Origin of the sequence: Saccharothrix sp. NPDC042600, from assembly GCF_040647305.1 — a bacterium.
Classification (GTDB): domain Bacteria; phylum Actinomycetota; class Actinomycetes; order Mycobacteriales; family Pseudonocardiaceae; genus Actinosynnema; species Actinosynnema mutabilis.
On sequence record NZ_JBEZBW010000016.1, the window covers coordinates 101,025 to 118,799 of the forward strand.

Here is a 17,775-nt window from a genome sequence, read left to right on the forward strand (position 1 = left end):
GCAGTGCCCCAGGGACAGCCGTCCGTCGTGCCCACCGACGGGCTCACCACCAGGCAGCGGCGCAACCGACCGCTGGTCGTCCTCCACACGGGGGAGATGAAGGGCAAGTCCACCGCCGCCTTCGGCCTCGCGCTGCGCGGGTGGAACCAGGGCTGGTCGATCGGCGTCTTCCAGTTCGTGAAGTCGGCCAAGTGGAAGGTCGGCGAGGAGAACGCCTTCCGCGCCCTGGGCCGGTTGCACGAGCAGACCGGCGAGGGCGGGCCCGTCGAGTGGCACAAGATGGGCGAGGGCTGGTCCTGGTCGCGCAAGCAGGGCACCGAGGAGGACCACGCCGCCGCCGCGCGCGAGGGCTGGCGGGAGATCGCCCGGAGGCTCTCGACCGAGCAGCACGGCCTCTACGTGCTCGACGAGTTCACCTACCCGCTGCACTGGGGCTGGATCGACGTGGACGAGGTGGTCACGGCGCTGCGCGAGCGGCCCGGCCACCAGCACGTGGTCATCACCGGCCGGTACGCGCCGCAGGCCCTGGTCGACGCCGCCGACCTGGTGGTGGAGATGACCAAGGTCAAGCACCCGATGGACGCGGGGCAGAAGGGCCAGAAGGGGATCGAGTGGTGAACCGCCTGGTGGTCGCCGCGCCCGGGTCGGGCAGCGGCAAGACCACCGTGGCCACCGGCCTGATGGCGGCGCTGCGCCGCGCGGGGGACCGGGTGGCCCCCTTCAAGGTCGGGCCGGACTACATCGACCCCGGCTACCACGGCCTGGCCACCGGCCGACCGGGCCGCAACCTCGACCCGGTGATGGTCGGCGAGCACCGCGTGGCGTCGCTGTTCGCCCACGGGTCGCGCGGCTGCGACATCGCCGTGGTCGAGGGCGTGATGGGCCTGTTCGACGGGCGGGTGGACACCGAGGGCGTCGGCTCCACCGCCCACGTGGCCAAGCTGCTGTCCGCGCCGGTGCTGTTCGTGGTGGACGCGCGCGGCCAGAGCCGCAGCCTGGCCGCCCTGCTGCACGGGTTCCGGGGGTACGACCCGACCGTGCGGCTGGGCGGGGTGGTGCTCAACCAGGTCGGGTCCGCCCGGCACGAGCACGTGCTGCGCGGCGCGTGCGCCGAGGTCGGGCTGGAGGTGCTGGGCGTGCTGCCCCGGGACGACCGGTTCGCGCTGCCGTCCCGCCACCTGGGCCTGGTCACCGCCGCCGAGCACGGGTCGGCCGCGGTCGAGGCCGTGGACGCCGTGGCCGAGGCGGTCGCGGCCCACGTGGACCTGGCCGCGGTGCGGCGGCTGGCGGCCGGGGTGCCCGCGCTGGCGGTGCCCGCGTGGGACCCGGCGGAGGAGGTCGCGGCCGTGTCCGGCGCGCCCGTCGTGGCGGTCGCGGGCGGGGCGGCGTTCACGTTCGGGTACGCCGAGCACGTCGAGCTGCTGCGGGCGGCCGGCGCGGACGTGGTGACCGTGGACCCGTTGCGGGACGAAGACCTGCCGGAGGGGACGTCGGGGCTGGTGCTGCCCGGCGGGTTCCCGGAGCAGCACGCCGCCGAGCTGTCGGCCAACGCCGGCCTGCGGGCGGCCGTGGTGGCGTTGGCCCGGTCCGGCGCGCCCGTGCACGCGGAGTGCGGCGGGCTGCTGTACCTGGCGAAGTCGCTGGACGGCGTGCCGATGTGCGGGGTCCTGGACGCGGACGGCTCGATGACGCCCCGGCTCACCCTGGGCTACCGGGACGCCGTCGCGCCCCACGACTCCGTGCTGGCGCGCGCGGGCACGCGGATCACCGGGCACGAGTTCCACCGGACGACGTTGAGCGTGCCGGCGGGCGCGAAACCGGCCTGGCAGTGGCGAGGTCACGACCTCAAGCCGGTGGCCGAGGGTTACGTGTTCGGCGGCGTCCACGCGTCCTACTTGCACACCCACCCGGCATCAGCACCTGACGCGATCACCCGCTTTGTGCGGGCTTGCGAAACGAAGCAGGTCCGGGTCGAGGCCACTCGATAGTGGATCGCCCGGGCGCGGTACGGTCGTTGCCCACCAAGCCGAACACGTCGTGGGGAGCAGTTGTGATGACTGGTCGGGTCTCCTTCGTGGGCGCCGGTCCCGGTGCCGCCGATCTCATCACCCTCCGGGGCGCGAAGCGCATAGCCGAGGCCGACGTCGTGATCTGGGCGCCCAGCGTCGTGGAGGCCGAGTGCGTGCGCGAGCACGCCCGCCCCGACGCCGAGCTGGTCGACTTCTCCCGCGTGTCCGAGGCCGAGGTCGTGGACGTGTACCGGCGCGCGTCGGCCGCGCAGCTCAAGGTGGTCCGCCTGCACGCGGGCGACCCGGCGCTGTGGGGCGGCCTGCGCGAGCAGCACGAGACGTGCCAGCGGCTCGGGCTGACCACCGAGGTCGTGCCCGGCGTGTCGGCCGTGTCGGCGGCGGGCGCGGCGGTGGCGCGCGAGCTGACCTCGTCCGACGTGGCGCAGTCGCTGGTGCTGGCCGGGCCGGAGGGCGCCGAGCACCTCAAGGACTTCGCCGCCCACGGCACGACCCTGGCGATCTCCGCGTCCGGCGCGCGCACGGCGCGGATCGTGGAGCAGTTGCGCGAGGGCGGTTACGCCGACGACACGCCCGTGGTGGTGGCGTACAAGGTCTCCCTGCCCGACGAGACGCTCGCCCAGACCACGTTGGGCGAGCTGGAGGCGTGCGTCAAGGAGCACAAGCTCTACCGCACCACGCTGTTCCTGGTGGGTGACGTGCTGAAGGCGTCGGCGCGGCGGTCCTCCGACGAGCCGGTGCGGCGGTCGCGCGCGGCCAAGTGGGGCAAGCGCCGCGAGTCGCCGTCCGCCACGGCGTGGTCGATGGTGCACGACTGGCAGGAGACCGCGCGCGCCAACCGCCCCGCCGCGAAGGCGAAGCCGGTCGAGCCGGTGCTCGCGCTGGTGTCGGAAACCGTTGAGGCGCAAGAGGAATCCGCGGCCGTCGAGGAAGCGCCGAAGCCCAAGGCGACCGTGGCCGCGGCGGCGAAGAAGAAGCCCGCGACCGTCCAGGCGAGCACGACGCCGCGCCCGCGCAAGCCGGCCGCGCCGCGCACCACCAAGAAGACAAAACGCGCCAACTGACATGGATGTAGTCGCACTGCACGGTTTTCTCACCGCGACCGGCCGGTCGTGGGACTCGGTGACCGTCGTGGACGCCGCCGCCGTGGGCGTCCGGCACGCGCTCAACGTGTGCCGCGCCCGCGCCGCCGTCGTCGTGGCGGGCGCGGACCCGGCCGAGCTGGCCGCCGGGTTGGCCGGGTGGCGGCGGACGCTGACCGTGTCCGACGGCGGTGAACTGTCCACCGTGGACCCGGCGGATGCGGTCGTGCGCCGGTGGAACGCGCCGGACTTCCTGTTGTGCGTGGCGGAAAGCGCTCTTCCGGTGGCCGGGGGCGGCTGGGCGCTGCCGGACGACGACTTCGCCCACCGGGACGGCATGGTCGCCACCGCCGAGGTGCGCGCGCTGGCCCTGTCCCGGCTGGCCCCGCGGCCCGGCGTGCTGGTGTGGGACGTCGGCGCGGGTCCCGGTGCGGTCGCGGTCGAGTGCGCCCGGCTGGGAGCGGCCGTGATCGCGGTCGAGCAGGACCCCGTGCAGTGCGTGCGGATCATCGCCAACGCCTCCGCGCACGGCGTGGACGTGCGGGTCGTGGAGTCGCCGCTGGCCGAGGCCGCCGACCTGCCCCGGCCGGACGCCGTGTTCGTCGGCGGCGGTGGCGCGGACGTGGTGCGGCGGTGCGCCCGGGTCGGGGCCGGCCGGGTCGTCGTGGCGACCGCCGACCTGGACCGGGTGCTGCCCGCGCGGGACGCGTTGGCGCAGGCCGGGTACGAGGTCGAGGGCAGCCAGTTGTCGGCGGCGCGGCTGACCGGCGGGACGCTGCTCGCGGCGAACCCGGTGACCGTGCTGTGGGGGACGAGGAAGTCGTGATCGGGGTCTTCGCGGCGGGTGAGGTGGCGCGGCGGTCGGCCGTCGACCTGGCCAAGCGGCTCGGCCCGGACGCCGTCGTGCCGGACGGCCCGGTGCGCCCGGCGCTGCGCAGGTTGTGGCCGCGCTTGGGATCGGCCGTGTTCTTCCTGGGCACCGAGGCGACGGTCCGGCTGGTCGCGCCGCTGCTGCGGGACGAGCGCGCGGACCCCGGTGTGGTGTGCGTGGACGGCGGGTTCACGGTGTCGCTGCTGGGCGGCGCGGACGCGTTGGCGGTGCAGGTCGCGGACCTGCTGGACAACACGCCGGTCCTGACGCCGACGGACATCTCGCCGTTGGACGAGCTGGTCGAGCTGCTGGACGTGTCCGTCGAGGGCGACCTGGCGGCGTGCGGCGCGGCGCTGCGCGCGGGCGAGCGGGTCGTGCTGGCCAACCCGTTGGGCTTCCCGCTGCCGGCGCTGCCGGACAACGTCGTGGTGGGGGCGGACGTGCACGGCGCCGGGTGGACCGTGCTGCTGGACGACCGCATCCCGAAGGGCAGGCCGCGCGAGGACGTGGTCCGGTTGGTGCCGCGGTCGCTGGTCGTGGGCATCGGGTCGGGCAGCGGGGTGTCGGCGCAGGCGGTGTCGGCGGTGCTGGGCGAGCTGGAGGCGCGCGGCCTGGACCTGCGGGCGGTGCGCGCGTTCGCCACGGTGGACCGCAAGGCGGCGGAGCAGGGCATCACCGACGCCGTCGAGGACTGGGGCTTCTGGCACTCGGGTGTCGCTCCGCTGCTGGTGTACCCGGCGGAGGAGCTGGCGGTCGTGCCGGTGCCGAACCCGGCGGAGCTGGCGATCGGGATCCCGTCGGTGGCGGAGGCGGCGGCGCTGCGCGGTGCGATGGAGCTCTCGGGCGGCGGCCGGGTCGAGATCGCGGTGGAGAAGGTGAAGGGCGAGTCGGTGACCGTGGCGGCGGCCCGGGTGCTGCCGCGCGGCCGGTTGGCGCTGGTGGGACTGGGTCCGGGGGAGGCCGACGAGCGCACGCCCCGGGCGGAGGCGGAGCTGCGGCGGGCGTCCGTGGTGGTCGGGTCGGAGGAGTGCGTGGCCCTGGTGCGGCACCTGTTGCGGCCGGGGACGCGGGTGGTCGCGGACGGCGCGGTGGGATTGGCCGAGGCCGGCGCGGCGGTGGCTTACGTGGACCGGGACTTCGGGCCCGAGGTCACGGGACCGGTGCGGGCGGAGGTCGTGCGGGTCGCCGGTGTGAGCACCACCCGCACCCGCTGACACGCTGCACGCCTCACACCTGAACTCGCCGACGCGCCCCCGCCCCCAGCCGCGCCCGCCGCGAGCCCGCCCGACCTCGCTCACCCGGCCCGCGCCCACCCGGCCGAACCCCGAACCCACCCCGAACCCCGCACCGCCGGGTCGTCAAGTGTGAAGCCGGATCCGAGGCTTGTCGCCCCGGCCGTTTTCCGCCTAGCTGGGAGGACGCCGCCGACCGTTCCCTGCCGGAAGGACTAGAGCGCCATGGCGAAAACCCTGCATCGCCTGATCACCGCTCTCGCCGCAGCCATCGCCGCGGTCGGGTTGCTCACCGTCGCACCAGCGCAAGCGGACACCGTCGAGCCCTACATCGTCGGTGGCACGCGGGCGTCCATCAGCCAGTACCCCTGGACCGTCTACCTCGCCACCTCCAGCGGCGGGCAGTTCTGCGGCGGCACGCTCGTCTCCGCCAACAAGGTCGTCACCGCCGCCCACTGCACCAGCGGCCGGACGCCGTCGAGCACCCGCGTGGTCTGGGGGCGTGAGGACAAGCAGAGCACGGCCGGCATCGTCGCCGGTGTCACCCGGATCTGGATCCACCCGTCCTACCGCTCGGCCACCTCGGGCTACGACGTCTCCGTCCTGACCCTCGACCGCAACATCTCCTCCGCCTACCTGCCCCTGGCCACCCCGTCCGACACGGCCCTCTACGCGGCCGGCACGAACGCCACCATCCTCGGCTGGGGCACGACCTCCTCCGGCGGCTCGGCGTCGCGCTACCTGCTCAAGGCCACCGTCCCGGTCACGTCCGACGCGACCTGCCGCACCGCGTACTCCAACTACAGCAGCACCTCGATGGTGTGCGCGGGCTACCCGCAGGGTGGCGTGGACACCTGCCAGGGCGACTCCGGCGGCCCGCTGGTCGCCGGCGGCAAGCTGATCGGCGCCACCTCGTGGGGTCGGGGCTGCGCGCTCGCCGGCTACCCCGGCGTCTACGCCCGCATCTCCACCTACTACTCGGCGCTCACCCAGCAGATCAACTCGTGAACCGCGCCGTGCCCACGTCCGGGTGACCTGCCGGGCGTGGGCACGGCCCGCGTGGTCCGATCGGCGCCATGCGACGACTGCTCATCGCCGTGCTCCTGCTCCTCGGCGCCACCGCCACCTCCGCCCACGCCGACCCGGGCCTCCACGGTTGCGGCACGTCGGTCTCCGGGTCCACCGGCAACGGCTGGTGCTCCGGCACCGGCACCTTCCGCCTGGTCGTGGCCTGTGAGGACGGCAAGTTCGCCCGCAGCCGGTGGATGACCATCCAGACCGGTGACGGCACCCTCGCGATCTCGTGCACCAACGCCAAAGCCGTCGGCGCGGAGATCGAGGTCAAGTAGCCTCCGCGGCGTGGACGACTACCTGCCGCTGCCCGAGGACTGGGACCGCGCCCTCGCGGTCGTGGCCCACCCCGACGACCTCGAATACGGGGGCGCCGGCGCGGTCGCCCGCTGGACGCGGCAGGGCAGGTCCGTCGCGTACCTGCTGGTCACCCGGGGTGAGGCGGGCATCGACTCGATGCCGCCGGAGGAGGCCGGGCCGCTGCGCGTGCGCGAGCAGATCGCCGGTGCCGCCGTCGTCGGCGTGACCGAGGTCGAGTTCCTCGACCACCCGGACGGCACGATCGAGTACGGCCTGCCGCTGCGCCGCGACATCGCCGCCGCCATCCGCCGGCACCGCCCGGAGATCGTGCTCACCAACAACTTCCGCGACACCTTCCCCGGCGGCGTGCTCAACATGGCGGACCACAAGGTCGTCGGCCGGGCCGTCGTGGACGCCGTGCGCGACGCCGGCAACCGGTGGGTGTTCCGCGACCTCGGTCTCGAACCGTGGAACGGCGTCCGCCACGTCGCGCTGGCCGCCTCGCCCGAGTCCGGGCACGCCGTGGACCTCACCGACACCTTCGACCTCGGCGTCGCGTCCCTGCGCGAGCACGCCGCCTACCTGGCGGGACTCGGCGGCGGGCCCATGGCCGACCCCGAGGCGTTCCTGCGCCGGATGGCCGAGTCGGCGGCGCAGCGGTTCGGCGGCCGGCTCGCCGCGCCCTTCGAGCTGCTGGCGATGTAGCGCCCGGCCCCGCGACGAGCCGACTCCCGGTCGGCCCGAGCCGCGCGCCGGAGGTGCGCCATCTAACACGGCACCCGGGTTGGACATGACATGTCCGGTGTGGATGCTTCTACCCATGCACGGTGAACAGCACTACCTTGTGGGCCTCGACCTGGCGGGCAAGCGGGTCGTCGTCGTGGGCGGCGGCACGGTCGCCCAGCGGCGGCTGCCGCGCCTGGTCGCCGCGGGCGCCCGGGTCGAGGTCGTCTCGCCGGAGGTGACGCCCGCGGTCCAGGGAATCGTGGACGCCGGGGACGCGGTGTGGCACCGCCGCCGCTACGAGACCGGCGACCTCGACGCCGCCTGGTACGTGCTGGCCTGCACGTCCGACCCCGAGGTCAACGCCCGGGTCACCGCCGACGCCACCGCGCAGCGGGTCTTCTGCGTGCGCGCCGACGTGGCCGTGCAGGGCACCGCCGTCACGCCCGCGGTCGGCGAGCACGACGGGCTGCTGCTCGGCGTCCTCGCGGGCGGGCAGCACCGGCGGTCGGCGGCGGTGCGCGACGGGCTGCTCTCCGCCCTGCGCGACGGGTCCCTCAACGACCAGCACGAGCGGTTCGCCGGGGTGGCGCTGGTCGGCGGCGGCCCCGGCGACCCGGACCTGATCACCGTGCGCGGGCGGCGGCTGCTGGCCCGCGCGGACGTCGTCGTGGCCGACCGGCTGGCCCCGCAGGAGCTGCTGGACGAGCTGCCGCAGCACGTCGAGGTGGTGGACGCCGCGAAGATCCCGTACGGGCGGGCGGCGTCGCAGGAGTTCATCAACACCACGCTGGTGGACAACGCCAAGGCCGGGAAGTTCGTCGTCCGGCTCAAGGGCGGCGACCCGTACGTGTTCGGGCGCGGTTTCGAGGAGCTGATCGCGTGCGCCGAGGCCGGGGTCCCGGTGACCGTGGTGCCCGGCGTGACCAGCGCGTTCGGCGTGCCGGCGCTGGCCGACGTGCCGGTGACGCACCGGGGCGTGGCGCACGAGGTGGTCGTGGTGTCCGGGCACGTGGCCCCCGACGACGAGCGCTCGATGGTCGACTGGGACGCCCTGTCCCGGCTGCGCGGCACGGTCGTGATCCTGATGGGCGTGGAGCGGGCCGGCGCGTTCGCCGCGGCGTTGCGCGCCGGCCGGCCCGGTGACACCCCGGTGGCGGTCGTGCAGGAGGGCAGCACGCGGGCCCAGCGCGTCGTGCGGTCCACTTTGGACTCCCTGGCCGCCGACGTGGTCGAGCACGCGATCCGCCCGCCCGCGATCATCGTTGTGGGACCGGTTGCCGGACTGGCGTCGGAGTTGCCGTTCCGGACTTCCTGAACGCCCACGCGACGCCCAGGACGAGGGCGGCGAGCACGGCCAGCAGCGACGCGAGCGTGGTGGGTCCGGGGTGCACCAGGGGCTCACCGCGCAGCGCCTGCCAGGTCAGCACCACGAACACGCCGGTGTAGCCCAGCGCCGCGACCAGGACCAGGCGCAGGCGGGTGCGCTCGGCCAGGCCCAGCGCGGTCAGCCCGAGCCCGAGCAGGATCAGCACCTGCAGGCCGTGCATGCCGAAGAAGTGCGGGATGCGCAGGTCGCCGCCGGTGGTGCTCCACGTGGTCACCGGCATGCCGGGGCCGCCGTCCGGCACGCCCACCGCGTGCCCGCCGTGCATCTTGATCTCGTGCCCCGCCGCGTCGGTGACGACGGACCGCTTGTGCTTGGCCTGGAAGACCATCAGGTAGCCCGACGCCATGCCCAGGACCGCGATGTAGAGGCCGGTGCGGATGGCCCACGTGGTCGGGCGGTCGCCGAGCTTCTGCACGGACAGGAAGACCGCCAGGACCACGTTGGCCAGGAACATCAACGGGATCGACGTGCCGAACATGAACTGGACGACCTGGTTGTAGGGGTCGCCGTAGGACGAGTTGAAGTGGCTGAACGTGCCGCGCGCGGCCTGGATGCCCACCAGCGCCACGTCCGCGAACAGGATCCACGTGATCGTCGTGGCCAACCCGGACGTCCACCGCTTCCCCTTGTGCGGCAGGGAGAGCATCCAGGACAGGGTGGCCGAGTAGATCGCCAGGGACAGGCCGAACTTCAGGGGCTTGAGCCACACCGGTTCGCCGTTGAGCACGCGGTCGTCCACCACGAGCCCGACCAGCGGGACCAGGGACAGGACGGCCATCGCGACGGCGACCCACAGGGAGGGGCGGTGCCAGGACTTGGTCATGCCGTAGAGCGTGCTCGGTTGTACCGTGTCGATCACTGGTGTCGGCAGGCGAGTCCGGGGTAGGGCTGTCCCCCGCCGCGAGGGAGGGTTGGCCCGGTGGCCGTGCGGATCTCGTTGGCGGGCGTGGGCCTGGCCAGGGTGCGGTTCGCGTACTCGCCCGTGTTCGAGACCGTGATGGCGGTGGACGGGCTGCGCGTGCCCGGTGCGCACGCCGTGCACCTGCCGTGGGTGTCGTGGGCGCGCGAGCGGGCGGGGTCCATCCAGGACCTGGACGTGCTGCTGGACCTGGTCGCGGGGCCGGTGAAGCCCGCGGTCCTGATGCCCGTGCCGGACGTGCGGATGCCGGACCTGGAGGCGGAGCTGGCCGGCGTGCCGGCGCGGGTGGCGGACGTCGTGCGGGCGTGCCACGAGGTGCTGGTCGCGCCGTTCTGGCCGCGGATCAGGGCGCTGCTGGAGGCGGACATCGCGTTCCGCGCGTCGGTGCTGGCCGACCGCGGGGTGGAGGCGGTGTTCGGCGAGCTGCACCCGGAGGTGAGCTGGTCGGGCGGTGAGCTGGTGCTCTACGCGGACCGGCGCGCCGACCAGCCGCACCGGGTGGACCTGTCCGAGGCGGGCCTGGTGCTGTCGCCGAGCGTGTTCTGCTGGCCGCGGGCGTGGGCGGCGGTGGACCCGGTGGGGCCGGGCGTGGTCCGCTACCCGGCGCGCGGGATCGGGACGCTGTGGGAGGAGCCCGCGCCGGTGGTCGGCGACGAGCTGGCGGCCCTGGTCGGCCGGACCCGGGCGGCGCTGCTGGGCCTGCTGTCGGCCCCGATGTCCACCACGGAGCTGGCGTCCCGGCTGGGCGTGACGGCGGGCGCGGTGTCGCAGCACGTGGCGGTGCTGCGCGCGGCCCGCCTGGTGACCACCCGCCGCGAGGGCCGGACGATGCTCCACATGCGCACCGCCCGCGCCGACGCGCTCATCGACTGAGCCGCAGCCCGAGCTGCCGGGGTTCGACCGCGTGGCCGTGCTCGCAGACCGGCACGAGCCGGACCCGGCCGCCGCAGTCCACGTGCTCCGGCTCGACCGGCGGCGGGCCGTCGGCCAGGTGGCGGTCGCCCCAGGCCATCAGGGACATCAGCACCGGCCACAGGTCGCGGCCCGCCGGGGTCAGGTCGTACTCGTAGCGCACGCGGCTGCCGAACTCCTGGTACGGCCTGCGTTCCAGCAAACCGGCCTCGACCAGGGCGTGCAGGCGGTTGGTCAGCACGTTGCGGGCGATGGCGAGGTGCTGCTGGAGCGCGTCGAACCGGCGCACGCCGTTGAACACGTCCCGGACGATCTGGAGCGACCAGCGCTCGCCCAGCACGCCCAGGGCCCGCGCGATCGAGCACCTGTCGTTGTCGATGACCACTCCCTGCACGCCTCCACGGTACTCCCTGGGTTGCCGAACGGAACCCAGCCGAGCTAGGTTGCTGAGCGAAACCCAGCCTGTGAGTGGAGGCAACCCATGCGTGATGACCACCCGACCGTGCTTGAGGTCCGCGCCAACCCGCCGGCGGCGCGGCGGACCCCGGTGCCGGCGGCCTGGCTGCGCGAGGTGGCCTTCCGCGCGGGGGCGGACGACGTCGGCTTCGTGCCGGTCGAGACGCCGGGGCTGGAGGTGGACCTGGAGCACGCCCGCACCGCGCTGCCGCGGGCCCGCACGTACATCGCGTTCTGCGTGCGGATGAACCGCGACAACGTCCGCAGCCCGCTGCGCAGCGTCGCGAACACCGAGTTCCACCAGGCCCTGGACGGCGCGGAGGAGGTCGGGCACCGGCTGGCGCTGGCGTTGCAGGACGCCGGTCACCGGGTCGTGCACCCGGCCTCGGCGTTCCCGCAGGAGATGGACGCCTTCCCGGCGCGCGGCTGGGTGATCTCGCACAAGCTGGTCGCGCAGGCGGCGGGCCTGGGGCGGATCGGCATCCACCGCAACGTCATCCACCCGCGGTTCGGCAACTTCATCCTGCTGGGCACGGTCGTCGCGGACTTCGAGGTCGACGAGCCGACCGGTCCGACGGACTTCAACCCGTGCCTGGAGTGCAAGCTGTGCGTGGCGGCGTGCCCGGTGGGCGCGATCGGCAAGGAGGGGTCGTTCGACCTGGTGGCCTGCTACACGCACAACTACCGGGAGTTCATGAGCGGGTTCACCGACTGGGTCGGGACGGTCGTGGAGAGCACGGACCGCGAGGACTACCGCAAGCGCGTCACGGCGGGGGAGTCGGCGTCGATGTGGCAGAGCCTGGCGTACAAGCCGAACTACAAGGCGGCGTACTGCATGGCGGCGTGCCCGGCGGGGTCGGACGTGATCGGGCCGTTCCTGGCCGATCGCAAGGGGTTCCTGGCCGACGTGGTGAAGCCGTTGCAGGACAAGGAGGAGCCGGTGTACGTGGTGCCGGGGTCGGCGGCGGAGGAACACGTGCGTCGGCGCTTCCCGCACAAGGAAGTCCGGCAGGTCTCCAACGGCCTCTGAACGCGATCGAGCCGGCCACCCGCAATGGGGGCCGGCTGGCCTCCACAGCGGCCGGGGTCGGCCGTCCCCCACCAGCGGTCGAGGCCGGCCGTCCCCCCAACAGCGGCCGTGAGGCCTACCGTCCCCTCAACAACGGCCGGGGCCGCCCACACGAAGTGCGGGCGGCCCCGGCCGTTGTCGGCTCAGGAGTGCTGTGCGCTCCGGCGCGGGCGGAAGCCGCGTTCGGCGCGGTCGCGGTCCGGTCGGCCGCCGCGGAAGCCGCCGCCGTTGCCGCCGCGACGCGGGCCGCCGTTGCGGCGCGGCGCGCGCACCGGGACCTCCGGCTCGGTCACCGGGATGCCGCTGGGCACCCGGGCACCGGTGATGCGGACCAGCTCGTCGTCGCCGGGGCGCACCTTCGACGTCGCCGGGCGGATGCCCGCCCGGGCCGTCAGGCCCTGCACGGCGCGCTTCTGGTCGTGGGTCACCAGGGTGACCACGGTGCCCGACTGGCCCGCGCGCGCCGTGCGGCCGGCGCGGTGCAGGTAGTCCTTCGGGTCGGCCGGCGGATCGACGTGCACGACCAGCGAGACGTCGTCCACGTGGATGCCGCGCGCGGCCACGTCGGTGGCGATCAGGACCGGCGTGGTGCCCTCGCGGAACTGGCCCAGCACGCGGGTCCGGGCGCTCTGCGCCTTGCCGCCGTGCAGCGCGCCCGCGTGGACGCCCATCTGGCGCAGCTTCTTCGCCAGCCGGTCCACGTGGTGCTTGGTGCGCACGAACATGATCGTCCGACCCTCGCGGGCCGCGACCTCGGTCACCACGTTCTGCTTGTCCTCGGCGGAGACGAACAGCAGGTGGTGCTCCATCGTGGTCACGCTGCCGGTCGGCGGCGCGACCGAGTGGACCACCGGGTCGTGCAGGTACTGGCGGACCAGCTTGTCGACGTCGCCGTCCAGCGTCGCCGAGAACAGCAGCCGCTGCCCGTCCTGCGGGGTCAGGTCGAGGATGGCGCGGACCTGCGGCATGAAGCCCATGTCGGCCATCTGGTCGGCCTCGTCCAGGGCGGTGAACCGCACCTCGGACAGGTCGGCCGTGCCCTGGCGCACGTGGTCGGACAGCCGGCCCGGCGTCGCGATCAGCAGGTCCACGCCGCGCCGCAGCGCGTCGATCTGCCGCGGGAACGACGTGCCGCCGACGACCGTGCGGCACCACAGGCCCAGCGCCCGCGCGAACGGCGAGAGCGCCTCTTCGACCTGCATGGCCAGCTCACGCGTGGGCACGAGCACCAGCGCGCGCGGCTTCAACGGCTTCGCCCGGCCGCCCGCGAGGCGGGACAGCAGGGCCAGGCCGAACGCCAGCGTCTTGCCGGAGCCGGTCTGGCCCCGGCCGAGGATGTCGCGGCCGGCCAGCGAGTCGGGCAGCGTGGCGGCCTGGATGGGGAACGGCTCGGCGATGCCGGCCTGCGCGAGCGCCTTGACCAGCTCGTCGGCGAGGCCGAGTTCGGCGAACGAGGGCAGCGGGCCCTCGGGCACGGTGCTCTCGACATGATCCGGGATGGTCGTCTCCAGCACGGGCTGGGGACGGCGGTTGCCCTGGCCTGACGGGCGCCGCGTACGCGGTTTGCGGTGCTGCGGGCGCTCGGAACGGCCGTGGGACAGTGGTGGCAAAACAAACCTCCGGGACATGGCACGTCTCGGGGATCTGCCTGTTGCCGCGGATCGCAAGGACGAGCCCGGCGCGGTTGCGCGCCGATCGTGGTTGGGGAGCACCGCGGTAGGAACCGCTGATTCGCGTCACCGGGCGGTGCACCGTCCAGTCTAGCCGATCAATGTCCGGTGTGTCGCACCAAGGCGGTGTTCTCGCGCACACGGGTCGCCAAACGCGCGATTCCGCGCACGGTTCCCAAGGCGATCGGGAACCACATCAGCGCACGTGGGACGTGGTTCGGACGGATGCATTTACGGGTCTGGAAGAACGGTGATCGCTTACCCGTGCGCGCGCCGGCCGCCGCAGACGCGGTGAAAACACCACCCATCAGGCCGATGGCGATCGCCGCTTGTGCGGGGGTGGTGGCCATCACCCGCTTTTGGCGGTCCAGCCCCGCATGGTCGCCAATCGCCCTCGCCACCGCCTCGCCGAGCGGCACGCGGTGGTGGCCGAACTGGCCGGCCACCGACCGCCGCCGCCCGGCGGAGGAGGTGTTCGCCCTGGTCCGGGCGGTGATCAGCGCAGACCGGCCAGCTCCAGGAGGGTCGCGGTCAGGTCCACCGGATCCGCCATCTCGACCGGGAGGCCGCGCTGGCTGAACCAGCCCACGATGTTGCGCACGTCCCGCTCCAGGAATTCCGGCCCGCGCGGGTTCGCCGCGAGGTCCACCACCTGGGGCAGGTCGATCACGACCAGCCGGCCGTCGTGCACCATCAGGTTGTACGCCGACAGGTCGCCGTGCGCGTAGCCCGCCGCGGCGAGCATGCCCAGGGCGTCCACGAGCTGCCGCCACAGGTCCAGCAGCTCGTCGGGCTCCGGCCGCAGTTGGGCGAGCCGGGGCGCGGCGGCGCCGTCCGCGCCGACGAACTCCAGCAGCAGTTCCGTGCCCGCCCGCTGCACCGGGTACGGCACCGGCGCGCCCCGCTGCCAGAGCGCGCTGAGCGCGGCGAACTCGGCGACCGCCCACTGCTCGGCGATCAGGTTGCGCCCGAACGCCGTGCGGTTGGCGATGGCCCGCGTCTCGCGGGACTTCTTCATCCGGCGACCCTCCAGGTAGCCGGCGTCCCGGTGGAACATGCGGTGGTCGTTGCTGCGGTACCGCTTGGCGGCCAGCACGCACGACCGGTCGGTGCCGGGGACGGCCCGTTCCAGCAGGAAGACGTCCGCTTCCTTGCCGGTCTTGAGCACGCCCAGCTCCCGGTCCACGGCGGACAGGTCGGTGACCAGCCACGCCGGCCACGGCTTCGGGCCCTGGTCGGCGGTGTCCCAGGTGGTCCAGCGGTCGCCGTCCTCGGGGACGTCGGCGGCCTCGGCGTCCTCGCGCATCTGCGCGAGGCGGTCGCGGGCCTCCTCGGTGAGCCGGCCGCGGCGGGTCGGCTCCACCTCGTCCTCGGTCCGGCGGCGCTTGGCGCCCCAGGTCAGGTCGTCGGCGTGGTCGAAGGCGTCCTCGAAGTCGTTTTCGAGGTCGTCGGAGTGCAGGTTGAACTTGTGCTTGCGCACTGGGGTGATCTCCAAGAGGGAGGAGGTGGTCGCCCCAGGCGGCGCGTGTGGTCGGCGCGCTAGGCCTGCGGGGCGAGTGGACGGGTCGGTGCCACGTCCCGGACAGCGATCGCCATCTGGCACCTCCTCGGGTCCACCGGATCACCCGGCGCTCGTTCGTTCGCGGGAAGAGTGCCGCGCGGGTGTCGCGCGGCGCAAGCGGTTTTTTACCGGTCGACGCGGTAGCTGGTGCGTTGGCCGAGCCAGGCCGCACCGAGTTCGCCCATGACCTTGGAGTCGTGGCGCAGCACGCGTTCGTCGTCCCACTGGGTCGCGCTCGGGGCGGCGGCGAGCATGGTGCGGCGGGCCGTCGCGCTGAACTCGACCAGGGCGTCCACCGCCTCCTGGACCTGCTCGGGCGGCAGCGGCGCGGCGGCCGGCGGGGTGGGCAGCGCCAGCGGTTCGCCCGCGAAGGCGGCGGAGGTGCCCAGGTCGCGGGCCAGTTGGTGCTCCACGGACTCGGCGTTGACCTGGAGCTTGCGGTAGCGGTCGTCGGTGGCCAGGCGCAGTCCGAGCAGGCGTGCCTGGACCAGTCCGCACCAGACGCGTTTCAGGGTCTCCGGCGCGTCCATGGCGTCGGTCCGCAGGTCTTCGATGACACCGCGCAGACCCGTCGGTGTGGCAGCGTCGTCGTCTTCGCCGGGTGTGTCGGGGCTCACGCCGCCTATTGAATCAGCAGCGTCACGAGAGGTGACACCTCGCTGCGTTCAGTCACGCTTTTGGCCGCTCACCGATGTGCGAACGACCGGCGGTAGTCCTTGGGCGCGACGCCCACCACGGAGTGGAAGTGGTGCCGCAGGAGGGCGGCCGTGCCGAACCCGCACTGGTGCGCGATGGCCTCGATGCCGAGGCTGGTCTCCTCCAGGAGTTGGCGGGCGCGCAGGACGCGCTGGGTGGTGAGCCAGCGGTGCGGGGTGGTGCCGGTCTCGGCGGCGAACCGGCGGGCGAAGGTGCGCTCGGACATGCGGGCGTGCCGGGCGAGGCTGCCGACGGTGTGCTCGGTGTCGAGGTGCTCGGTCATCCAGGCCAGCGTCGGCTGGAGGCTGTCCGCCTCGTGCACGGTGGGCTGCACGATGAACTGCCGCTGCCCGCCCTCCCGCTGGGGAGCCACGACCATGCGGCGCGCGATGGCGTTGGCGGCGGCGGCCCCGAGTTCGCGGCGGGCCACGTGCAGGCACGCGTCGATGCCCGCCGCCGTGCCGGCGCCGGTGATGACGTCGCCGTCGTCGACGAACAGGACGTCCGGGTCCACCCGCGCCTTGGGGAAGCGCTCGGCCAGCTCGTCCACGTACCGCCAGTGCGTGGTGCAGGGCCGTCCGTCCAGCCGGCCCGCCGCGCCGAGCACGAACGCGCCGCTGCACACGGACAGGACGGTCTTGGCGCTCGCCACGGCGTCGAGCAGGGCCCGGGGGTAGCCGTCGCGGACCTGGCAGGCGGCGACCGCGACCAGGTCGGCGGAGTCGAGGGCGTCGAACCCGTGGTCGGCGACGATCGACGCGCCGACGCTGGTGCGGACCGGTTCGCCGGGACGTTCGCCGCACACCTTGAAGTCGATGGGCGGGACGCCCTCGTCGGTGCGGTCGATCCCGAAGACCTCGCAGAGGACGCCGAACTCGAACGGCGTGACCCCGTCGATGATCGGGACGGCGACGGATCTCAGCATGGGAGGATCGTAGCTGGCGGGATTTTGACGGACAACGGCAAACCTGCCAATGGTGGCAGGTTCTTGGCGGTCGCATAGTTGGTGCCATGACCGCACTGCTGATCGCCTTGTCCGTCCTCGCGCTGGTGGTCTACGGCCTGGAGCGCAACCACCACCGGCAGTCCCGCCCCGGCTCCCGCCTGGCCGGCAGCACCGACGTGGACGACCGCGACCTGGCCCGCGTGGAGACGGAGCTGCACGCCGCCGCCGACCACGCGCCGGTCCGCGAGACGCCCCGCCGGGCACGGTTCGCCCCGCGCTCGGTCTGAGTCATCGGCGGGGCGGCCGGACCAAGTGCTCCGGTGGCCGGCCGCGGCGGATTGTCGGTGGTCGTCGTTACGGTTCGCGGCATGTCCTTCACCATCGCCTCGATCACCATCGACACCGCCGACCCGCGCAAGCTCGCCGACTTCTGGACCAGGGCCCTGAACACCGAGATCGCCCACGACTGGGGCGAGTACCTCATCCTCGCCCCCTCCGCCGAGGGCGGGCCGCAGCTCGGGCTCCAGCGCGTGGACGACGCCGTGCCCGGTAAGAACCGCATCCACTTCGACGCCGTCGTGGAGGACCGGGTCGCGGAGGTCGCGCGGCTGATCTCCCTGGGCGCGACAGAGGTGGCCGAGCACACGGTGCCCGGCCTGACCTGGACCGTGCTCGCCGACCCCGACGGCAACCAGTTCTGCGTGGGCCAGGCCGGCTGAGGCGGTCCGGCGGCGTCAGGCGCTCCGGCGTCGGGCGCTCCGGCATGGACTCGATCTCGCGGCGCAGTTCCACGACCTCCGCGTGGTGTTCCGGGGTCAACGCCGTCAGCTCGTACTGCACCACCCGGGCC

At 73.8% G+C, this 17,775-nt stretch carries 20 protein-coding genes; 13 read left to right on the forward strand and 7 right to left on the reverse strand.

Going from position 1 to position 17,775, the window contains the following annotated elements:
• Positions 1–3 precede the first annotated feature (3 nt).
• The 9 genes from cobO to cobA all read left to right on the forward strand — a co-directional run bounded on the left by cobO (position 4) and on the right by cobA (position 8,624).
• Positions 4–618, forward strand: coding sequence for a cob(I)yrinic acid a,c-diamide adenosyltransferase (gene cobO / locus AB0A74_RS14120; RefSeq protein ID WP_358249337.1), 615 nt, complete (start codon positions 4–6; stop codon positions 616–618).
• Entirely contained in the window at positions 615–1,988 is a 1,374-nt protein-coding gene (locus AB0A74_RS14125; protein WP_358249339.1) for a cobyrinate a,c-diamide synthase, read from the forward strand. Before cobO ends, AB0A74_RS14125 begins: the two co-directional genes overlap by 4 nt.
• A gap of 65 nt (positions 1,989–2,053) precedes the next feature.
• Positions 2,054–3,091 carry a cobalt-precorrin-4/precorrin-4 C(11)-methyltransferase gene (locus AB0A74_RS14130; protein ID WP_358249341.1) on the forward strand — a complete coding sequence of 346 codons (1,038 nt, stop codon included), beginning with the start codon at positions 2,054–2,056 and terminating at the stop codon, positions 3,089–3,091.
• Between the two features lies 1 nt (position 3,092).
• On the forward strand, positions 3,093–3,935 hold the full coding sequence (locus tag AB0A74_RS14135; RefSeq protein WP_358249343.1) for a hypothetical protein: 843 nt from the start codon (positions 3,093–3,095) through the stop codon (positions 3,933–3,935).
• On the forward strand, positions 3,932–5,194 hold the full coding sequence (locus tag AB0A74_RS14140) for a cobalamin biosynthesis protein (RefSeq protein WP_358249345.1): 1,263 nt from the start codon (positions 3,932–3,934) through the stop codon (positions 5,192–5,194). The genes AB0A74_RS14135 and AB0A74_RS14140 overlap by 4 nt, the downstream gene beginning before the upstream one ends.
• Before the next feature lie 243 nt (positions 5,195–5,437).
• Positions 5,438–6,220: a serine protease gene (locus AB0A74_RS14145; RefSeq protein ID WP_358249347.1), complete on the forward strand. Its 783-nt coding sequence runs from the start codon at positions 5,438–5,440 to the stop codon at positions 6,218–6,220.
• 68 nt (positions 6,221–6,288) lie between these two features.
• Positions 6,289–6,561, forward strand: a complete 273-nt coding sequence (locus AB0A74_RS14150; protein ID WP_358249348.1) for a hypothetical protein — start codon at positions 6,289–6,291, stop codon at positions 6,559–6,561.
• 10 nt (positions 6,562–6,571) lie between these two features.
• Positions 6,572–7,288: a PIG-L deacetylase family protein gene (locus AB0A74_RS14155; RefSeq protein ID WP_358249350.1), complete on the forward strand. Its 717-nt coding sequence runs from the start codon at positions 6,572–6,574 to the stop codon at positions 7,286–7,288.
• Positions 7,289–7,403: 115 nt separating this feature from the next.
• Positions 7,404–8,624, forward strand: coding sequence for a uroporphyrinogen-III C-methyltransferase (gene cobA, locus AB0A74_RS14160; protein ID WP_358249351.1), 1,221 nt, complete (start codon positions 7,404–7,406; stop codon positions 8,622–8,624).
• Here the strand turns inward: cobA and AB0A74_RS14165 are convergent.
• Positions 8,566–9,519, reverse strand: coding sequence for a hypothetical protein (locus AB0A74_RS14165; protein ID WP_358249353.1), 954 nt, complete (start codon positions 9,517–9,519; stop codon positions 8,566–8,568). The two genes, cobA and AB0A74_RS14165, sit on opposite strands and share 59 nt — an antisense overlap.
• A gap of 96 nt (positions 9,520–9,615) precedes the next feature.
• Here AB0A74_RS14165 and AB0A74_RS14170 point away from each other — a divergent pair, with 96 nt between their 5' ends.
• Entirely contained in the window at positions 9,616–10,488 is an 873-nt protein-coding gene (locus AB0A74_RS14170; RefSeq protein ID WP_358249355.1) for a DUF5937 family protein, read from the forward strand.
• Here the strand turns inward: AB0A74_RS14170 and AB0A74_RS14175 are convergent.
• On the reverse strand, positions 10,478–10,921 hold the full coding sequence (locus AB0A74_RS14175) for a helix-turn-helix domain-containing protein (RefSeq protein WP_358249357.1): 444 nt from the start codon (positions 10,919–10,921) through the stop codon (positions 10,478–10,480). The genes AB0A74_RS14170 and AB0A74_RS14175 overlap by 11 nt on opposite strands.
• An 87-nt stretch (positions 10,922–11,008) precedes the next feature.
• Between AB0A74_RS14175 and AB0A74_RS14180 the strand changes: the two genes are divergently transcribed.
• Positions 11,009–12,013, forward strand: a complete 1,005-nt coding sequence (locus AB0A74_RS14180) for a (4Fe-4S)-binding protein (protein WP_358249359.1) — start codon at positions 11,009–11,011, stop codon at positions 12,011–12,013.
• A 182-nt stretch (positions 12,014–12,195) separates the two neighbouring features.
• On the opposite strand, the gene AB0A74_RS14185 is transcribed toward AB0A74_RS14180, so the two are convergent.
• The 5 genes from AB0A74_RS14185 to AB0A74_RS14205 all read right to left on the reverse strand — a co-directional run bounded on the left by AB0A74_RS14185 (position 12,196) and on the right by AB0A74_RS14205 (position 16,904).
• Positions 12,196–13,662 carry a DEAD/DEAH box helicase gene (locus tag AB0A74_RS14185; RefSeq protein WP_358249361.1) on the reverse strand — a complete coding sequence of 489 codons (1,467 nt, stop codon included), beginning with the start codon at positions 13,660–13,662 and terminating at the stop codon, positions 12,196–12,198.
• 158 nt (positions 13,663–13,820) lie between these two features.
• Complete coding sequence (locus AB0A74_RS14190) at positions 13,821–14,168, reverse strand: hypothetical protein (RefSeq protein ID WP_358249363.1); 348 nt, start codon at positions 14,166–14,168, stop codon at positions 13,821–13,823.
• A gap of 50 nt (positions 14,169–14,218) precedes the next feature.
• Positions 14,219–15,124: an RIO1 family regulatory kinase/ATPase gene (locus tag AB0A74_RS14195; protein WP_358249377.1), complete on the reverse strand. Its 906-nt coding sequence runs from the start codon at positions 15,122–15,124 to the stop codon at positions 14,219–14,221.
• A 284-nt stretch (positions 15,125–15,408) separates the two neighbouring features.
• A complete protein-coding gene (locus AB0A74_RS14200) occupies positions 15,409–15,900 on the reverse strand; it encodes a hypothetical protein (protein ID WP_358249365.1) in 492 nt (163 codons plus the stop codon).
• Between the two features lie 68 nt (positions 15,901–15,968).
• Positions 15,969–16,904, reverse strand: a complete 936-nt coding sequence (locus AB0A74_RS14205; RefSeq protein ID WP_358249367.1) for a helix-turn-helix domain-containing protein — start codon at positions 16,902–16,904, stop codon at positions 15,969–15,971.
• Between the two features lie 86 nt (positions 16,905–16,990).
• On the opposite strand from AB0A74_RS14205, the gene AB0A74_RS14210 reads away from it, so the two are divergent.
• A complete protein-coding gene (locus AB0A74_RS14210; protein WP_358249369.1) occupies positions 16,991–17,212 on the forward strand; it encodes a hypothetical protein in 222 nt (73 codons plus the stop codon).
• A gap of 81 nt (positions 17,213–17,293) precedes the next feature.
• Positions 17,294–17,644 carry a VOC family protein gene (locus tag AB0A74_RS14215; RefSeq protein ID WP_358249371.1) on the forward strand — a complete coding sequence of 117 codons (351 nt, stop codon included), beginning with the start codon at positions 17,294–17,296 and terminating at the stop codon, positions 17,642–17,644.
• Positions 17,645–17,775: the final 131 nt, after the last annotated feature.